This window comes from Paenibacillus sp. 453mf, assembly GCF_900116105.1.
Taxonomy (GTDB): Bacteria; Bacillota; Bacilli; order Paenibacillales; family Paenibacillaceae; genus Paenibacillus; species Paenibacillus provencensis.
The window spans coordinates 31,669-47,356 of the sequence record NZ_FPAC01000007.1; the positions used below are offsets into that span (position 1 = coordinate 31,669).

Annotated in this window: 16 protein-coding genes; 7 read left to right on the forward strand and 9 right to left on the reverse strand. The window is 45.9% G+C overall.

What is annotated here, in order from left to right; genetic code table 11:
* Window positions 1-279: 279 nt before the first annotated feature.
* Window positions 280-501, reverse strand: a complete 222-nt coding sequence (locus BM415_RS20870) for a helix-turn-helix domain-containing protein (protein ID WP_047913631.1) — start codon at window positions 499-501, stop codon at window positions 280-282.
* 270 nt (window positions 502-771) lie between these two features.
* Between BM415_RS20870 and BM415_RS20875 the strand changes: the two genes are divergently transcribed.
* Genes BM415_RS20875 through nagA form a run of 3 tightly spaced genes read left to right on the forward strand, consistent with a single transcriptional unit; the run spans window position 772 to window position 3,540 of the window.
* Window positions 772-1,629, forward strand: coding sequence for a MurR/RpiR family transcriptional regulator (locus tag BM415_RS20875; protein WP_091161034.1), 858 nt, complete (start codon window positions 772-774; stop codon window positions 1,627-1,629).
* A 6-nt stretch (window positions 1,630-1,635) separates the two neighbouring features.
* The gene (gene nagB, locus BM415_RS20880; RefSeq protein ID WP_091161036.1) at window positions 1,636-2,361 is read left to right on the forward strand and encodes a glucosamine-6-phosphate deaminase; all 726 of its coding nucleotides are present in this window, start codon (window positions 1,636-1,638) and stop codon (window positions 2,359-2,361) included.
* A complete protein-coding gene (gene nagA / locus BM415_RS20885) occupies window positions 2,362-3,540 on the forward strand; it encodes an N-acetylglucosamine-6-phosphate deacetylase (RefSeq protein WP_091161037.1) in 1,179 nt (392 codons plus the stop codon).
* Between the two features lie 108 nt (window positions 3,541-3,648).
* On the opposite strand, the gene BM415_RS20890 is transcribed toward nagA, so the two are convergent.
* The 5 genes from BM415_RS20890 to BM415_RS20910 form a co-directional block, all read right to left on the reverse strand.
* Complete coding sequence (locus BM415_RS20890; RefSeq protein WP_170862577.1) at window positions 3,649-4,461, reverse strand: YhcN/YlaJ family sporulation lipoprotein; 813 nt, start codon at window positions 4,459-4,461, stop codon at window positions 3,649-3,651.
* 277 nt (window positions 4,462-4,738) lie between these two features.
* Complete coding sequence (locus tag BM415_RS20895) at window positions 4,739-5,683, reverse strand: DUF4340 domain-containing protein (RefSeq protein WP_170862578.1); 945 nt, start codon at window positions 5,681-5,683, stop codon at window positions 4,739-4,741.
* A complete protein-coding gene (locus tag BM415_RS20900) occupies window positions 5,683-7,068 on the reverse strand; it encodes a GldG family protein (protein WP_091161042.1) in 1,386 nt (461 codons plus the stop codon). Before BM415_RS20900 ends, BM415_RS20895 begins: the two co-directional genes overlap by 1 nt.
* Window positions 7,069-7,073: 5 nt before the next feature.
* Complete coding sequence (locus BM415_RS20905; RefSeq protein WP_091161044.1) at window positions 7,074-7,784, reverse strand: ABC transporter permease; 711 nt, start codon at window positions 7,782-7,784, stop codon at window positions 7,074-7,076.
* Window positions 7,781-8,815, reverse strand: coding sequence for an ABC transporter ATP-binding protein (locus BM415_RS20910; RefSeq protein WP_244533627.1), 1,035 nt, complete (start codon window positions 8,813-8,815; stop codon window positions 7,781-7,783). The genes BM415_RS20905 and BM415_RS20910 overlap by 4 nt, the downstream gene beginning before the upstream one ends.
* A gap of 280 nt (window positions 8,816-9,095) precedes the next feature.
* Here BM415_RS20910 and BM415_RS20915 point away from each other — a divergent pair, with 280 nt between their 5' ends.
* From BM415_RS20915 to BM415_RS20930, 4 genes are all read left to right on the forward strand, one after another.
* The gene (locus BM415_RS20915) at window positions 9,096-10,166 is read left to right on the forward strand and encodes a glycosyltransferase family 4 protein (RefSeq protein WP_091161048.1); all 1,071 of its coding nucleotides are present in this window, start codon (window positions 9,096-9,098) and stop codon (window positions 10,164-10,166) included.
* A 205-nt stretch (window positions 10,167-10,371) separates the two neighbouring features.
* Window positions 10,372-11,070, forward strand: a complete 699-nt coding sequence (vanR, locus tag BM415_RS20920; protein ID WP_091161049.1) for a VanR-ABDEGLN family response regulator transcription factor — start codon at window positions 10,372-10,374, stop codon at window positions 11,068-11,070.
* A complete protein-coding gene (gene vanS, locus BM415_RS20925) occupies window positions 11,060-12,187 on the forward strand; it encodes a vancomycin resistance histidine kinase VanS (RefSeq protein ID WP_091161051.1) in 1,128 nt (375 codons plus the stop codon). Before vanR ends, vanS begins: the two co-directional genes overlap by 11 nt.
* A gap of 146 nt (window positions 12,188-12,333) precedes the next feature.
* A complete protein-coding gene (locus BM415_RS20930; RefSeq protein WP_091161053.1) occupies window positions 12,334-13,269 on the forward strand; it encodes a D-alanyl-D-alanine carboxypeptidase family protein in 936 nt (311 codons plus the stop codon).
* 25 nt (window positions 13,270-13,294) lie between these two features.
* On the opposite strand, the gene BM415_RS20935 is transcribed toward BM415_RS20930, so the two are convergent.
* The 3 genes from BM415_RS20935 to BM415_RS20945 form a co-directional block, all read right to left on the reverse strand.
* Window positions 13,295-14,341 carry a glycosyltransferase family 4 protein gene (locus BM415_RS20935; protein ID WP_091161055.1) on the reverse strand — a complete coding sequence of 349 codons (1,047 nt, stop codon included), beginning with the start codon at window positions 14,339-14,341 and terminating at the stop codon, window positions 13,295-13,297.
* Window positions 14,342-14,359: 18 nt separating this feature from the next.
* Window positions 14,360-15,007: a glycosyltransferase family 2 protein gene (locus BM415_RS20940; protein WP_091161057.1), complete on the reverse strand. Its 648-nt coding sequence runs from the start codon at window positions 15,005-15,007 to the stop codon at window positions 14,360-14,362.
* A 69-nt stretch (window positions 15,008-15,076) separates the two neighbouring features.
* Window positions 15,077-15,658, reverse strand: a complete 582-nt coding sequence (locus BM415_RS20945) for a class I SAM-dependent methyltransferase (RefSeq protein WP_091161059.1) — start codon at window positions 15,656-15,658, stop codon at window positions 15,077-15,079.
* Window positions 15,659-15,688 lie beyond the last annotated feature (30 nt).

Here is a 15,688-nt window from a genome sequence, read left to right on the forward strand (position 1 = left end):
CTCCCTCGACATACCTGCGTCCAAGCAAAAACAACCGGAGTGAACAGCACAAAAACAGCGTTTCCCCTTCCACCACAGTACGCAACAATCGCAACAAAACAGCCCTTTCCCCTTCCTCCAAAGCAGCATATTCCACCCAGTAGCTTCATTCCCCTCCACCTATGTATACCTCCAGTCAGCCCATTTCTCTTCTCCTCACACAAACGGAAGCCCTCCTCTCTCATCCAATTAGATGAGCGAAGAGGGCCATGACGAAAACGAATGAACCCCGTGTCTTCGTCAGATTTTTAATTCTCCTAATTTGATCAATTCCACTACCGCTTGTGAACGACCCTTAACATTGAGTTTTTGCATGACATTAGAAATGTGATTTCGGACGGTTTTCTCGCTGATAAAGAGAAGTCCTGCAATGTCTCGTGTCGTTTTGTCCTGCACCAGAAGCTCGAATACTTCGCGTTCACGGTGGGTCAACAAAAATTTGCTCTTGTGGTCACCCTTCAATGTTTACCCCTCCTTGCCCGGGTTTGTATGGTGTAACAAGGTTAAGGGATACAGTCAAATCATCTTATGTAAAATCACCTATATTGGTTCAATGCGCGGAAAAAATTGGGCTAAAGATCCGCCTTCACGTACATGCTAGTAGGGTTAAGGAAATGTGTCGCTGACGGTTGATTTTGCAAGGCATTTTGATTAAGATGAAATTATACAAAAATAATTTTCATTAAAATCAATATATTTGTGAAATTAATTTTCTAACAAGGCGGATGAGTTATGACGACAATACTTAATGCTCTCTCCAGAGAGCTCGATCAGCTTCCTTCCCAGGAACGCCGGATTGCAGAAGTTATTTTGGCATCTCCCGCTGAGGTGACCGGGTTATCGATTAAGGAACTAGCTGAGAACAGCGGTACGAGTCCTGCAACGGTAACCCGTTTTTGCAAATCTCGTCATTTCAGAGGTTTTCCTGACTTTAAGATGAAGCTGGCAGCAGAAATTTCCCAGCCTACGGGAGTCACAGCTTATCAGGATATTGTCGCAGGAAATTCACTTACTACCATTATAGAAGCTATTGAAGCGAACCATCTCGCTTCCATTACAGATACCACCCGTTTACTTGATCATGAACGCCTGGAGGATGCGATTAAGCTCTTGTGCAGCGCTAGACGCATCGATCTGTACGGGGTAGCTACCTCCTCCATTGTGACGCAGGACTTTTATCAGAAGCTGATCCGTATCGGCGTTTCCTGTACTGCTTTTTCGGACGGGCATATGCAGGTCACTTCAGCTTCTTCATTAGAAGAAGAGGACGTTGCTGTTGCCGTGTCCTATTCGGGTGAAACACAGGATACGATTGATGCACTCCTCTGTGCGAAAGAAAACGGAGCCCGTACCATCTCTCTAACCTCTTATGGACACAGTACACTGGCATCCATTGCGGATATTCCCTTATTCACATCTTCCCTGGAACAGGGCATGCGAAGAGGAGACATGGCCTCTCGTATCGCACTCCTTCATGTGATCGATATTATATTTACCGGCATGGTTAGTCACGACTTTGATCGGTTTGTCCCTAGATTGAATGTGTCCTATGAGCAAGTGCAGCGTACCAAACTAAGAAATGAAGGGTGAGATAATATGAATATTTGGACTTTTGAACATGAACAGGACTTGAATGCAACCGGGGCCGGAATCATTGCCGCTCTTCTGCAATCCAAGCGTAAGGCCGTATTGGGTCTCGCAACAGGAAGTTCCCCTGTCGGCATATATAAGGAACTTATTCAAATGTATAGCAAAGGGCTCGTCAGCTTTGCCCAAGCCTCCTCCTTCAATCTTGATGAGTATGTAGGACTTCCTGAAGATCATCCACAGAGCTACCGGAGCTTTATGAATGAGCAATTGTTTAATCACATTGATATGAATATGAACCACAACCATGTACCGAATGGGAATGCATCTGATCTAGCAGTGGAATGTACTCATTATGAGCAGCTTGTCAATGATCACGGCCCTGTCGACATCCAGCTGCTAGGCATAGGACATAACGGGCATATCGGCTTCAATGAGCCTGGGTCAAGCCTAACGAGCGGAACTCATGTCGTTGATCTCAAAGAGGAAACCCGCAAGGCGAACGCACGATTCTTTGATTCTCCATCCGATGTGCCTAAGCAGGCCATGACGATGGGCGTCGGCTCTATTCTAAAAGCGAAACAAATTCTTCTCGTTGCCCGTGGTGAAGACAAGGCAGAAATTATTCGTACAGCCCTGACCGGTCCCATTACAACTGAGTGCCCTGCTTCCTTGCTTCAGTGCCATCCAAACGTTATTGTACTGTTAGACCGTGGTGCAGGGAGGCTGATGTAGTTGCTTACTAAAATATACGGAAATGTAGTAACCAAAGACAGCCTGATTGAGGATGGCGTTGTTGTCATTGAGAATGAAACCATCGTATACGCAGGGACGAATGCGGGCTTACCCCATCGATGGAACGAAGGGGACATTGAAACGTTCACAAGCGAGGATGGATATATTCTTCCCGGCTTCATTGATATCCACGTCCATGGCGGCGGTGGTGAGGACTTCATGAACTCAGATCAGAGCGTACTCGATACGATAACGTCTTACCATGCTTCTCAAGGAACGACGACGATGCTCGCTACGACTATGACCGCACCTAAAGATTGGATTGACAAGGTACTCAGCGAAGTGAACAAATACCGTTCCAAAGAGATGCCTTACGCACAGCTTGCAGGGGTTCATTTGGAAGGACCCTTTATTAGTCCCAAATGGCCTGGAGCACAAAATCCAGATCATATCTCGCTGCCGGATGTAAACTGGCTGATCTCTTGGGAACAGCAATATCCTGAACTCATTCAGCAAGTAACTCTTGCACCTGAGCAACAAGGTGCGCATGAGGTGATCGCATGGCTCAGAGAAAAAGGAATCATCGCCGCATTAGGTCATACAGATGCAACTTATGAAGAAGTAGAAGCCGCTGTTGAAGCGGGACTCCATCATGCTGTTCATACCTTTAACGCGATGACGCCTCTTCATCACCGTAAACCAGGTGTAGCCGGGGCTGTGCTCAGTGATGAACGAATCAGCGCTGAAGTGATTGCAGACGGAATTCATGTCCATCCTGCTGCGGTGTCTCTTCTTGCTCAGTTAAAAAGCAAGCTGCAGAAGCTGGTACTCATTACGGATGCCATATCAGCGACTGGGCTTGAGGACGGGAATTACACGCTCGGTGACCTGCCGGTTATCGTCAAGGAAGGTGTGGCTCGTTTACAGGATGGTGTTACTCTTGCAGGCAGCACACTCACGATGATTCGCGGCTTCCGCTTCCTCATGCAGGAGGCCGGGCTCAGTATAATAGAAGCTTCGCAGGCAGCTAGTCATAATCCGGCCGAGCTTCTGGGCATCTTGGATGCCACAGGAACCATTGAGCAAGGGAAGCAAGCGGACCTACTGCTGTTGGATGCCTCCCTCGAACTTAAACAGGTTTGGATTAAAGGACGTGCACTAAGTACGGATAGCAACTAACCACGGTACAAACTAAATTAAAGTAAGACAAGGCGTTGTCCCCTTAGATTATCTCTCTAAGAACAACGCCTTTTTATATTCATTCCCCATAAGCTCTTCTATTCTGGATTAACGATTTTTATTGTTGTCCATCATTGTTCCATTCGTCGGGAACAAACGATCCATCATGGTTTGAAATTCATCAATAAATCCGCTGATTGGTCTACCTTCGGCAACATCATTGACATAACCTTGAGCGCGACCTACAAAGTCTGGATTCGCCGAGATGTAGACATTTTTCACATTTGGAGCCAATTCTTTGATCTTCCCTGTGATCTCTTTCTTCATTAGATCGGATACATCTTCTTCGGCCACGTCATGATCATTCATTTTTGTATACGTAGTCGGACCTTTTGTCTCATTCATTCGAACATTGTTAGGATTAAATATCCCACCTGCTCCTCGAGGACCGTTCGCGTTGTCTCCAAGCATGTTGCTCTGGGAGTAGTCATTGGTGAGCCCAGGAGCGATCCCGCTTGTTGTATAAGGAGCTCGTGTCCCAGTCTTTACACCCATGCTGCTGAGGTTCTTGCTCTTCATATTACGTTGATTGTGATGGCGGGTGCTTTGCGGCTGAACTCCGTCTTTGAGCGATACCGCAACATAAGCATTATTATCAGTAAGGAGAACATAAGCATTTCCCACTCCATCCATATCAGATACAACCTTAGACAGATCATCGCTGTTTCTGAGATTATTGGTACGATGAACACTGTTCGCATTTAAACCGAACTGCTTGTTATTACTGGCTTTGTTGTTACGCACTTGATTAGTGTTCAAATTATGATCCGTGTTTGTTCCACAGCCTGTTAATCCAGACATGACAAGTAAGGCGGTAGATAAAGATAAAGTGATCGCTTTCGTTTTGTTCATTCCTGGCATTCGTTCATCCTCCATTTCAAGTGTAGGTTAGGGTACTCCATTAAGGTGCACCAATCTGCTAACCTATATGCTGAAAGGATTTGGAACCAACTGATGAATCTGTATGCCTTCAACTACGTATCTTGCTTCATCCGAATCGACTGATATTGTAAAAAAAGAAAAACCGCCATCAGAGATAGATTCAACTAAGATCTGAACGAAGGATCTCATTCAATTCTATCGTTCATTCCAAATGGCGATTTTCCTTGTTATATTTAAGTTTTATTTAGTATCTGCTTCACTCAGTATCTGCATCATTCACTTCCGCATCGCTGATTAGCAGCTCTTCTGCTTTGTCCTTAATTTCTTGAATGGAATCTGCCGCAAGAACATAGCTGAGTGAATCATCTGCTGTCTTGACGAAGATCACTCCGGGCTCTGATGAATTCATCCAGCCTTGATATACTCTGTTCGTACCGTCTTCCAATGCTGCGGTCAATGTAAAAGCAATCTGAGCCTGATCGGCATCAAGCGGCTTGAGTACTTGATCTGTAGCAATATTCTTTGTCAGATTCATTAAGGAATCCGCTTCAGCGAGCTCAACATCCTTACCATTCATGGTCCAGCTGTTCTCTTCCTCTGGTGTACGTCTCAGCACCCAAGTCGAATCTTCACCTTCCCATTCCAGCGATTCTAGCTGGTCATTGTCCCATTCGAATGGCGTTGTATCCATGAATTGAAGCGGACTGAGCATCAGGCTTGAAACCTGAGCTTCGCTCACAGCTGCCACCTGACTTCCGTCAATCTGCACATAATTATCTTCTCCTGTAGGCAACATATGACCAACGGCCAAGGTTAATTCAGTGCCATTCTGAGCTGTCATGACGATGCCGTCTCCAGCAAGATCAAGGCCGTATTTCTCGACATCCGTTGGGTTATCCACGATTACCTTCGTAATTTCAGCTGTACGGAGTGCTTCTAGCCAGTTGCCTACTGCATAGCTGTTCACGGGATAAGCCTCGGGTTTCGTCATGACCCAGCCATCCTGCTCTTTGGTCAACTGGACTTCTTCCCCTCCGGTAATAACACTGAATTTCTCGATTTCACCAGGATCAATGGTGCTGGTATCCATGAGCTTGCGAGCCGTTTCCGGTTCTTCCTTGAAGTAGTTCTGGGAGTGAGCGTAGATCCAGCCGCCTGCCAGAATCACCAGCAGCAACAGAGTAGGAATGAATTTCTTCATTATCTTCTCCGCCTCCACCATAATAGAATACCTGCAATAACAAACAGCAGCGGGAATAAAATGACGGAGATAACAAAAATTCCAGAGCCTTGAGACGGTGTCAAATAAGCCAATTCATAGCCCGCCTGCTCTTTGGGTCTGATCGTAACGCCGTTCTCCTTCTCAGCCAAGTAATTTACCGTGTTTAGAATAAAATCACGGTTCCCGCCCGTCGAAAATTCCGAATCCTGAATAAAAGTGGTTGCACCCAGTATAACTGCCTTTGGCTTCCCTTCCGCTGTGCTTATGGCATATCCCACATCTACAGGTCCCTGCAGATCGGCATCTGCATCATTGTCCGTTTCGTTTACGAGCAGCCCTTCCACATTCGTTTCCCCATAGCTGCTATCTGAAGACTTCACAATCGGAGCGACCGTCCATTTCTCCTGCTCGGTGGCGCTGAGCCCAAGAGTGAGTGAAAATACCGGGGTTAAGTTATTCTCAATCAGCTTATCTGTAATCGTGTGAGACTGAAATACCGGCATGGACCACAGCGGTCCCATGGTCAGCGACTGTTCCGGGTCCACCATTACCACGTGTTCGTTATGGACTCCATATTGCTCAGCGAGCGCGTCAACATTAGGCCAGGCGGTATCCATATTTTCATGAAAAGCCATCGTAAGCAGCAATTTCCCACCATTGTCCATATACGACTGTATCTGCTTCATCTCTGTATCCGTCAGATCGTTTTGTGGTCCCAGAATAGCCAGTACATCCGTTCCTTCCGGCACGGACTCTCCAGCTGCAAGAGATATTTCTTCGGTCTCGACATTGCTCTGATTCAGGGATGATTGAAAGCTTGTTGCGAGAGACAAGTCCAGCTCGCCATGCCCTGTAAGAAGGGCCACTCGGTGTACTTCATCAGAAGAGAGCGAATTCAATGCCTGCGTCAGCTTCTCTTCTCCGGAGAATAGATAAGAGCCTTCTGTCTCACCAGAAGTAAAGAGATCAATCATAGGAATAACCTGCTGCTTGTCCCCTTGGACAAGCACAATAGAGCTTGCCGTTAGACCATACTGCTGGGCCAAGATGGGTTCGTTCTCCAGATTATAATGTTCTACTTTTAATTTATTGTTTCGTTTACTGTATTCATCAACAATATCCTGCACTTCCCTGTTCAGCAGCTCGTCACTGGAGGAATTTACGGTGAAGACCAGCACTCTAACGTCTTCTTCCACACTTTTAATCGCCTCCAAGGTTTGCTCAGACAATGTATTCTGCTTGTTCGCTGTCAGGTCAAGCTGGAAGCCGCCTAATGAGTTCATGAATAACGTGAGCAATATAAAAATACCGATCACTGCAATGGATATAATGGCACTGTTCGTATGATTCAACCATTTTTTCATCTCTCTTACCTCCACCTTTTCCGCTCGACGCCTTGAATGCTGAGCGTGAGGAATAAGGCTGTCAAAGTAAGATAGAAGATGACATCCGATCCTCTAATGACACCCTTTGTGAAATTCATGAACCGGCTCGACAAGGAGAAGGGTTCAAGCCATGCTGTAATTGCAGCATTTCCGCCGAAAGAATCCAGCATCCATAATACAAACAGAAGGATAAAGCCTGCCACGGCAGAAACCATTTGGTGCTGGGATAAAGAGGAGGCAAACATGCCGATTGCCATCATCGCTGCACCGAGCAGGAAGAGCCCAAGTGCGGATACCCACACCGTCGTCTCATTGATATCCCCATAGAAGGACATGAACAGCGGATAAGTAAGGCTGCACAGAATAAGAGCCATGAGGATGACCAAACTCGCCAGAAACTTACCGAACACAATCTCCAACACGCTTGAAGGCGAAGTCATTAAGAGTTCATCTGTGCCTTGTCGAAATTCTTCCGCGATCAGCCGCATGGTCAGCAGCGGGATAACATAGAGCAGCAGTGATATCGTATCTCCCAGAACAAGGCGATAATCTACGATACTTGGCTGATAGTAGACAAAGCTCATGAAAAACAAAAAACTCGACAACAAGACATATACCGCAAAGGCAAAATAGGTGGTTGGAGCGAGAAAATAAGCTTGCAGCTCTTTGTAAAATATAGCAAGCATTCGTTTCATCTGTTCTCACTTCCCTTCTGCTCTGCCTGTTCTTGTTCAGGGGCAGAGATAGGGAGTGAAATTTTTTTATCGGAATCCACTTCTCCGGCTTCATCTGTCGTCAGCTTCTGGAATATCTCTTCAAGAGATTGGTCCTGCTTCTTCATTTCGAGTATAGGGAGCTCTGATCTCGCCAGTAAATAGAACAAATCTTCTCTATAATCATAATGAGCAGATGCATTCAGTTCTAAGCGGACGATACCGTCCTCTTCCTTATGTGTGCTCAGCTGAACCTTCTCCTCCAATCCCTCTCCCCAGGCTCGAATCAGCGGGACGACGGTCTCCGATTCTCCCTTTACAGTTAGAGAAACGTGGAATGATTGATTCATTGTACTGCCGATCGATGCAGGAGCCCCATCCATCACCAGCTGTCCTTCATTAATGATCAGCACTCTGCTGCAAAGGGTACTCACCTCAGGCAATATATGCGTGCTAAGCAGTACGGTATGATTATCGCCGAGCTCTCTTATGAGATTGCGGATTTCCATGATTTGATTAGGGTCAAGTCCTGATGTCGGTTCATCAAGCACAAGCAAGTCCGGCTTATGTATAATTGCACCAGCCAGCCCTACTCTCTGCTTGTAACCTTTGGACAAGGTCCTAATGATCTGACGCTCTCGCCCAGTGAGTCCAAGTCTTGACAACATTTCGTCAACTCTGCGCTTTTGTTCTCTGGCTGGCACATCTCTCAGTTTAGCAACAAATCTCAAGTACGAAAGAATCGACATATCTGGATACAAGGGAGGCGTTTCGGGTAAATATCCAATTCGGGACCGGACTTTTTTACCCTGCTCATGCACGGATTCACCATCGAGGAGCACTTTGCCTTCAGTCGGCCGCAAATACCCGGTGATCATGCGCATGGTTGTCGTTTTACCAGCTCCGTTTGGACCTAGAAAACCGACGATCTCTCCACGCTCCATCGAAAAGTCCATATGATGTACTCCCCTATGGCTGTCGAACGTCTTGCTTACCTGATCTAACCTCAGCACATTGGCTACTTCCTTTCTATATCAATTCAGACCTAAATATGATCCATACTAAGCATAGCCAACCAACTATAAACATGGCTTAAATGAATTTAAAAGAATCCTTAAAAAAATATGTCCAAATTGTGAATGCGTAGCTCTAAGCCCACACTCTATTCCGTTCTACCACGTACTTTAGATAGACGAACTAAATGGATACGGACAAATACGATAACCTACCACCGCCCATTTTCCCCTTAGTTCTATCTACCCGGCGTATTAGAAACTGCAGGAGGGATCTGCCTTGAAAGTCCTCTTTACTTTCTTTATTCCAAGCGGGGGCGTTGAAACACTTAACCGCTTGCGGTGCTCTGTTTTGAATCAGCATGGCATTGAAGCCCATACGCTGTACCTTAAACCAGGGACAGGTATGCAGAATAATACCGGTACCGTATTTATTACCAATCATGATAACGAAATCAAGTCTCTGTTAAACCAGCAGCAGTATGATGCGATTATCGTCACATCCGACATCAACATGATCGAACGGCTCCGGCTTGTTCTGGATTACAGGGGACGCATCATTTATGAAGCACAAGGTCTCGGTACAAGAGAAGCTGCGATTGAAACGATATGTACAGCCATCCCTTATCTTCAAGCGCATGCCAACGCTGTACTCATCCCCCCTACAGCCCATCTTCAGCAGTTATTTGCGGAGATTTGTCCATTCATTCATCGTTTTATCATTCCGAACATGCTGGATACAACAACATTTACGCCAATCGATACCGATATACCACCTTATCCGGCCATTATGTGGATCGGAAGACTTGAGCACAATAAGAACTGGCGGGAGTTTCTTCATATCAGCCACCGTATTATTCAGCACAAGCCTAATGCTAAGATATGGGTATTTCATGATCCTACGCTTGCAGTGCCTACCGACGAGCAGCAATTTTACGATACACTGAAGGCTCTTGAGCTTGAGGATAAGATTGGTATTTTCAGCAACATTCCTAATAGTATGATGCCGCATTACTACTCTATGGCCGCCAGATCGGGCGGAATCATGCTGTCTACTTCCATTATGGAAGGATTCGGCTATGCCGTTGCAGAAGCCATCAGCTGCGGTGTACCTGTACTTAGCTCCGATTCGGATGGCGTGAGAGCCTTCATTACTCACAATCAGACGGGTAAGTTCTATGCACTCGGCAATGTTGAGCAGGCTGCTGCAGAAGCAATCGAGCTCATGGATAACCACGCTCTTCGTGAACATATTCGGCGTGCAGGCAGGGAGCATCTCGTTAACCATTTTTCCGGCAGCGCATATGCCGTCTCGTTCAGACAAATGATGAATGCACTCTCCATTTTTTAATCTGCTCTACCTGCGCCGAAGCAGCGACGCCCTGTTTCTTCATTACTGCAGGGCTTTGGTTCGTTTTATGAGTATGACTCGCTTTCTGATCAAGGAATAGTGTAAGATTTAGACATTGTTCAAGCCGATTGATCTATTGAACCGCATCGAAGATAAAGTTATGTAGATGCTTGGATAAGACAGACAAGAAGTAAAGGTGGTCCCCATGAGCACAAGGATTCTAGTTGTAGACGATGAAAAAGAAATTGCTGATTTAGTTGAATTATATTTGAAAGCGGAAAACTACGAGGTTTATAAATTTTACAGTGGGAAGGAAGCTCTGGACTGCATCCAGCACAATAAGCTGAATCTGGCCATCCTCGATGTTATGCTTCCAGATATGAGCGGCTTTGATATTTGCCAACAAATTAGAGAGAAGCACCACTTTCCGATCATTATGCTTACGGCTAAAGAAGAAGAAATCGACAAAATAACCGGGCTTACACTCGGTGCTGATGATTATGTAACCAAGCCGTTTCGACCACTCGAGCTCGTTGCCCGGGTCAAAGCCCAGCTTCGGCGATTTACGAAGTACAATTTGGAGAGCCCGCATACGGAAGATGATAAAATTATTGCCTTCTCCGGGCTTTTGCTGAATAAGAACACCCATGAATGTTACTTGAACGAGAAGCTTATCTCACTTACGCCGACTGAATTCTCTATCCTTTGGATGTTATGCTCTAACCGAGGTCAGGTGCTGAGCTCCGAACAGATCTTCCAGGAAGTGTGGGGAGAAAAATATTACACAAACAACAACACCGTAATGGTTCATATCAGGCATCTTCGTGAAAAAATGAATGATCACATGGACAAGCCCAAATATATTAAAACGGTCTGGGGAGTAGGTTATAAGGTTGAAGGATGACTTTCGAAAGCTCAAAAACAAAATAATCGCTCAAATTCTTCTTACTGCGGTCATAACGGCCATTATTGGGCTGGCAGCCAAGAACATCCTGATTGACGGTGTGCTGGAGGCTCCTTTTGCCGACTCGTTCATCCGATTTGCAGAGGTCGTTCTAAACATTGAATACAAAACGGCAGCCCAGCTGTACTACCTTATTTTTCAGCGGAATAAGGATTTGATACTTGGGATCTTTTTTATCCTGCTGCTGTTCCTGATCTTCTATTGGACACTGAGCAGAGCAACCCATTATTTTAACGAAATCAATCGGAGCATGGATAAGCTGGTCGAGGAATCGGACGAGCCCATAACCCTATCTTCAGAGCTTGAAGTGGTTGAGCGAAAGATGAATCTGGTAAAAGACACGCTTAAGAAAAGAATGAAGGATGCACAAGAGGCGGAGCAGCGAAAGAATGACCTGGTTGTCTATTTGGCACATGATATTAAAACACCGCTTACGTCCATTATTGGATATCTCAGTCTGCTGGATGAAGCTAAGGATATGCCGATTGAGCAGAAGGCCAAGTACATGAATATTACACTCGAAAAGGCATACCGCCTGGAACAGCTCATCAATGAATTCTTTGATATTACACGCTTTAACCTGCAGAAGATTATACTCGAGCAGACGAATATTAACCTCTCTATGATGCTCATGCAAATCGCTGATGAGTTCCATCCGATGCTCACAGAGCATGAGCTTACCGTATCCGTCCAGATTGATGAGCATCTGACTCTGTATGGTGACCCGGACAAGCTTGCGCGAGTGTTCAACAACATTATGAAGAATGCGATCCATTACAGTTATTCAGGTACGAATGTGGATATAACAGCGGTGAAGCAGCATAATACGATGATCATTACATTCGCCAATGTGGGTGAGACCATTCCTCCGCATAAGCTGAGCACGATATTTGAGAAATTCTACAGGCTGGATACTGCCAGGTCCTCTGCCACCGGCGGAGCCGGACTTGGACTTGCGATCGCCAAGGAGATTGTGAATGCGCATGGCGGAACCATTACTGCGAGCAGTGACAGCTCACATACCAAATTTATTGTACAGCTTCCGGGACAATCTTAAGAAACTCTTAAGAACTTGACCAGAAAAAATTAAAAAACAACTTCCGCTTACATGATTGAATGGAAGGAGTGCTCCTGAGTCTACATTCATTAAGACTCAGGAGCACTCGAGAAGCACTGCCATGTAAAGGAGTTGTTTTTTTAAGCATGTCGAACACCAAGAAAAAGAAAAAACGATTCTCGATCAAAGGAATGATCCTGCTGCTTATTACCATCCTGCTCCTCGCGGATCTTGAAGATGTGTTACAACAATTAGATCGTGCCTCGGATCGATGGTTCCAGCATACAAGAAAGACTTCGGATCCGATCGTGCCATATGAGCTGTACAGCTCGAACGCCAAGCTGGTACGTCTTGCCGACGACGAAGCCTTGTTTGCCGTTAATTCCGAAGAGAAAATATACCCCGCTTCACTTACGAAGATTATGACGGCCATCCTGGCCATAGAAAGCCTGTCCAATCTAGAACAGACCGTTCGACTTGATGCCGAGCTGTTTCCTCCTCTTGTGTCTGAAGGTGCGTCTATGGCCGGTTTTCTGCCCCATGAAGACGTAAAGGCCATTGATTTGCTCTATGGCACCTTGCTGCCATCGGGAGCCGAAGCTTCTGTAGCTCTTGCGCAGTTTGTGTCTTCCACGGAGGAACAGTTTGTCGTTCAAATGAACAAAAAAGCAGCCGAGCTCGGAATGCGAAACACGCATTTTACAAATCCGACAGGGCTGCATGATGAGGAACACTATTCTACGATCGATGACCTGACCATTCTGTTGAAATATGCTCTTCACAATGAACAATTCAAGGAGATATTTACGACCACCCGTTACAGCACAAGCGCAAGCTCGCTTCATCCCGAAGGTATAACGATATACAGTACCCTTGCAGATCAGTCAGACAGTATGGAGTTGGCAAATGGAGAAATTAAGGGTGGAAAAACAGGATATACCGAGCGGGCAGGCTTATGTCTGGCGACTTATGCTGACATTGATGGAGAGGAGTATATCCTAATTACAGCGGGAGCCGACGGCAATGCCAATTCCGAACCCTTTCATCTTCTGGATGCAATTCAGATTTATAATCTGATATGAATTTATATCCTCTGCCATACAATCGTTATTTCAGCAGCGAACGGCTGACGATATCATTCACAACACGCTCAAACTCGCTGTAACTCCGTTCCCAGGTAAAAGCATAAGAATCCTGTTCGCCTCGCACCGCAAGTCGGTGACGAAGTGCCGGATCCTCAATGAGCCGAATGATATCCTGCGCAAGCCGGTTCTCGTAACGGTAGGACATCAAGCAATTTCGTTCATGAACCGCATATTCGGTATTGCCGCCTGAATACGAAGTGACAAGCGCTGCACCACATCGCATGGCTTCAAGTCCAGGCAAAGATCCACTGTCATATGAACCAGAGCTTACATAAATGTCTGTCTGGTTGTAGTGGTATCGAAGCTCTTCGTCATTCACCGGCGTGTAAAGCCGGTATTTACCGGATGCTTGCAGCTGCTGTATATCCTTCGAATCTGCATACTCGCCAGGCGGTGTAACCAGGTTAATGACCACATCTGGATAGACGGCCTTCACGATATCCAGCTGGCTAAGCAAATATTTCTGTTCCCGATGCCAAGAGAAATCTCCCTCTTCCTTCCGGTAAATGGAAGTAATATTAAGTGGCATATTCAAATGCTCGCGGATGTTCATATTATGAAAAAAGCTGCTAACACCCACAGGGATAATACGACCCTTGACCCCATGGTTTAAATATATGATATCCTGCTGCCAACGAGACAAGACCAGCAGATTCGGTGTCAGGTTGTAAGAAGGAAAGGAATACTGATTATCTTGGAGAAAGGTCGGCTCATAACATAGAGATAAGCGGATATGCAGGCCTTTCCCCTCCTCACTTGCTTGCTGAGCAGGATATGCCGTTGTATAGAAATTGGATAGGATCACATCACCGGCTGGAATATGATGGGCCAGCAACGTACCTACTCCCGTTTGAATCAGCTTAGCCTTCAGCTCATATTCAACAACGCCTTGTCTTGGCATCACTATAATGACCTCATGGCCGATGGTTGCCAGCCGATTAGCCAGCTCCGTGAGCATACGCTGAGCTCCCCCGCGGCATAACGTGTACACAGGAAAAATAAAACGCACAGCTTCACCTCCTATAGATCATATTAAGGACCGTAATGTCGTCCTGTGCAGAGCTTGGATGATCTGCTTCTCATTCTGAATGGCCTGATGGTGCTTGAAGGTCCCCATATCGTCGTGTACACGGTAGCGGACTAGAGGCTTGTTAATGATATCGAGGTCATAATGGGGAAGGATTCTCTCAAACACTTTCATATCCAGCATGACCGTGCACCCATTGATTGGACAGCCGATCAGGAGGGTCTCAATCATTTCTGCTCTCGTGCCAAGTTCGGGATATACTTCACCGATCTCTTCACTGAGATGGTTAATATAGCTATAAGCTGAATGGCTGAAGGACAGGTTTCGCCTCCGCATGAAGTCGAGCTGTTGTTCGACCTTCTGAGGTACAAAGGTATCATCACTGCTCAACCAGGCAAAATAATCTCCTGTCGCGTGAACGATACCCGTGTTCAGAGCGGTTGCTGTCCCTCCATTGACCTTGGGTATATAACGAATCCGGTCCATGTATGGAGTAACGAGCTCCTTATGCTCTGTAGAGCCATCATCGACCACAATCACCTCATGATTAGGATAGGTCTGGTTCAAGGCACTCTCAATCGCTTCATGAACATAACTGCAGTTATAAACGGGAATTACAATAGATACTTTAGGATGTTTTGCCTTCATAACGAATCACCTCGCTGTTTGAATCAAGTCACATGGATCACAAGGAAGCGCCAAATCCCATCCTAAGCTCTAGGAGTCGAGTGTTTTCCAGGCAAGAATCGCATCCATTGCTTTATGCTCAGTGTCGAAAGAAGTCTCAAACGAAGGATTACCCTGACCATGAAATCCCCTAAGGACAATTACATGATACCCAAGCGAGAGCAGCTCTTGCTCATCCCAGCCGCTGTGATGCTTCTGATACCTTTCACCCTTCAATTTATAATGATCCACACCTGACTGTGGAAAATATCCTCTTGGCGTAAAGATGATAATGCGGTGCTTTGCAATCTGTTCCGCTAGCTGGAGCAGTTTGATTCCATCCTTTTTAGTAAAGTGTTCAAGAGAATCAATCATCGTAATGGTGGAGAACGAATTGTTAACGAACAACCTGCCTATATTCCTTGCATCCGAGTTGATCGGGATAATATGCGGTGACAGGTTTGCTCGATGCTCAAGATAAGGCCGGTGGATTTCAAGCGCAACTATAAGTCTGCTTTCATAATATTCAAGCAAATGCCCTGGACCGCTTCCAATATCAAGCACACTATCTGAAAACCTCAGCAGTTCACATAATAAGGGGACAAAGTCAGCATGCTCTAATTCCTGATACATATTGTAGGAGATCACTCCTTTCTGGCAGGA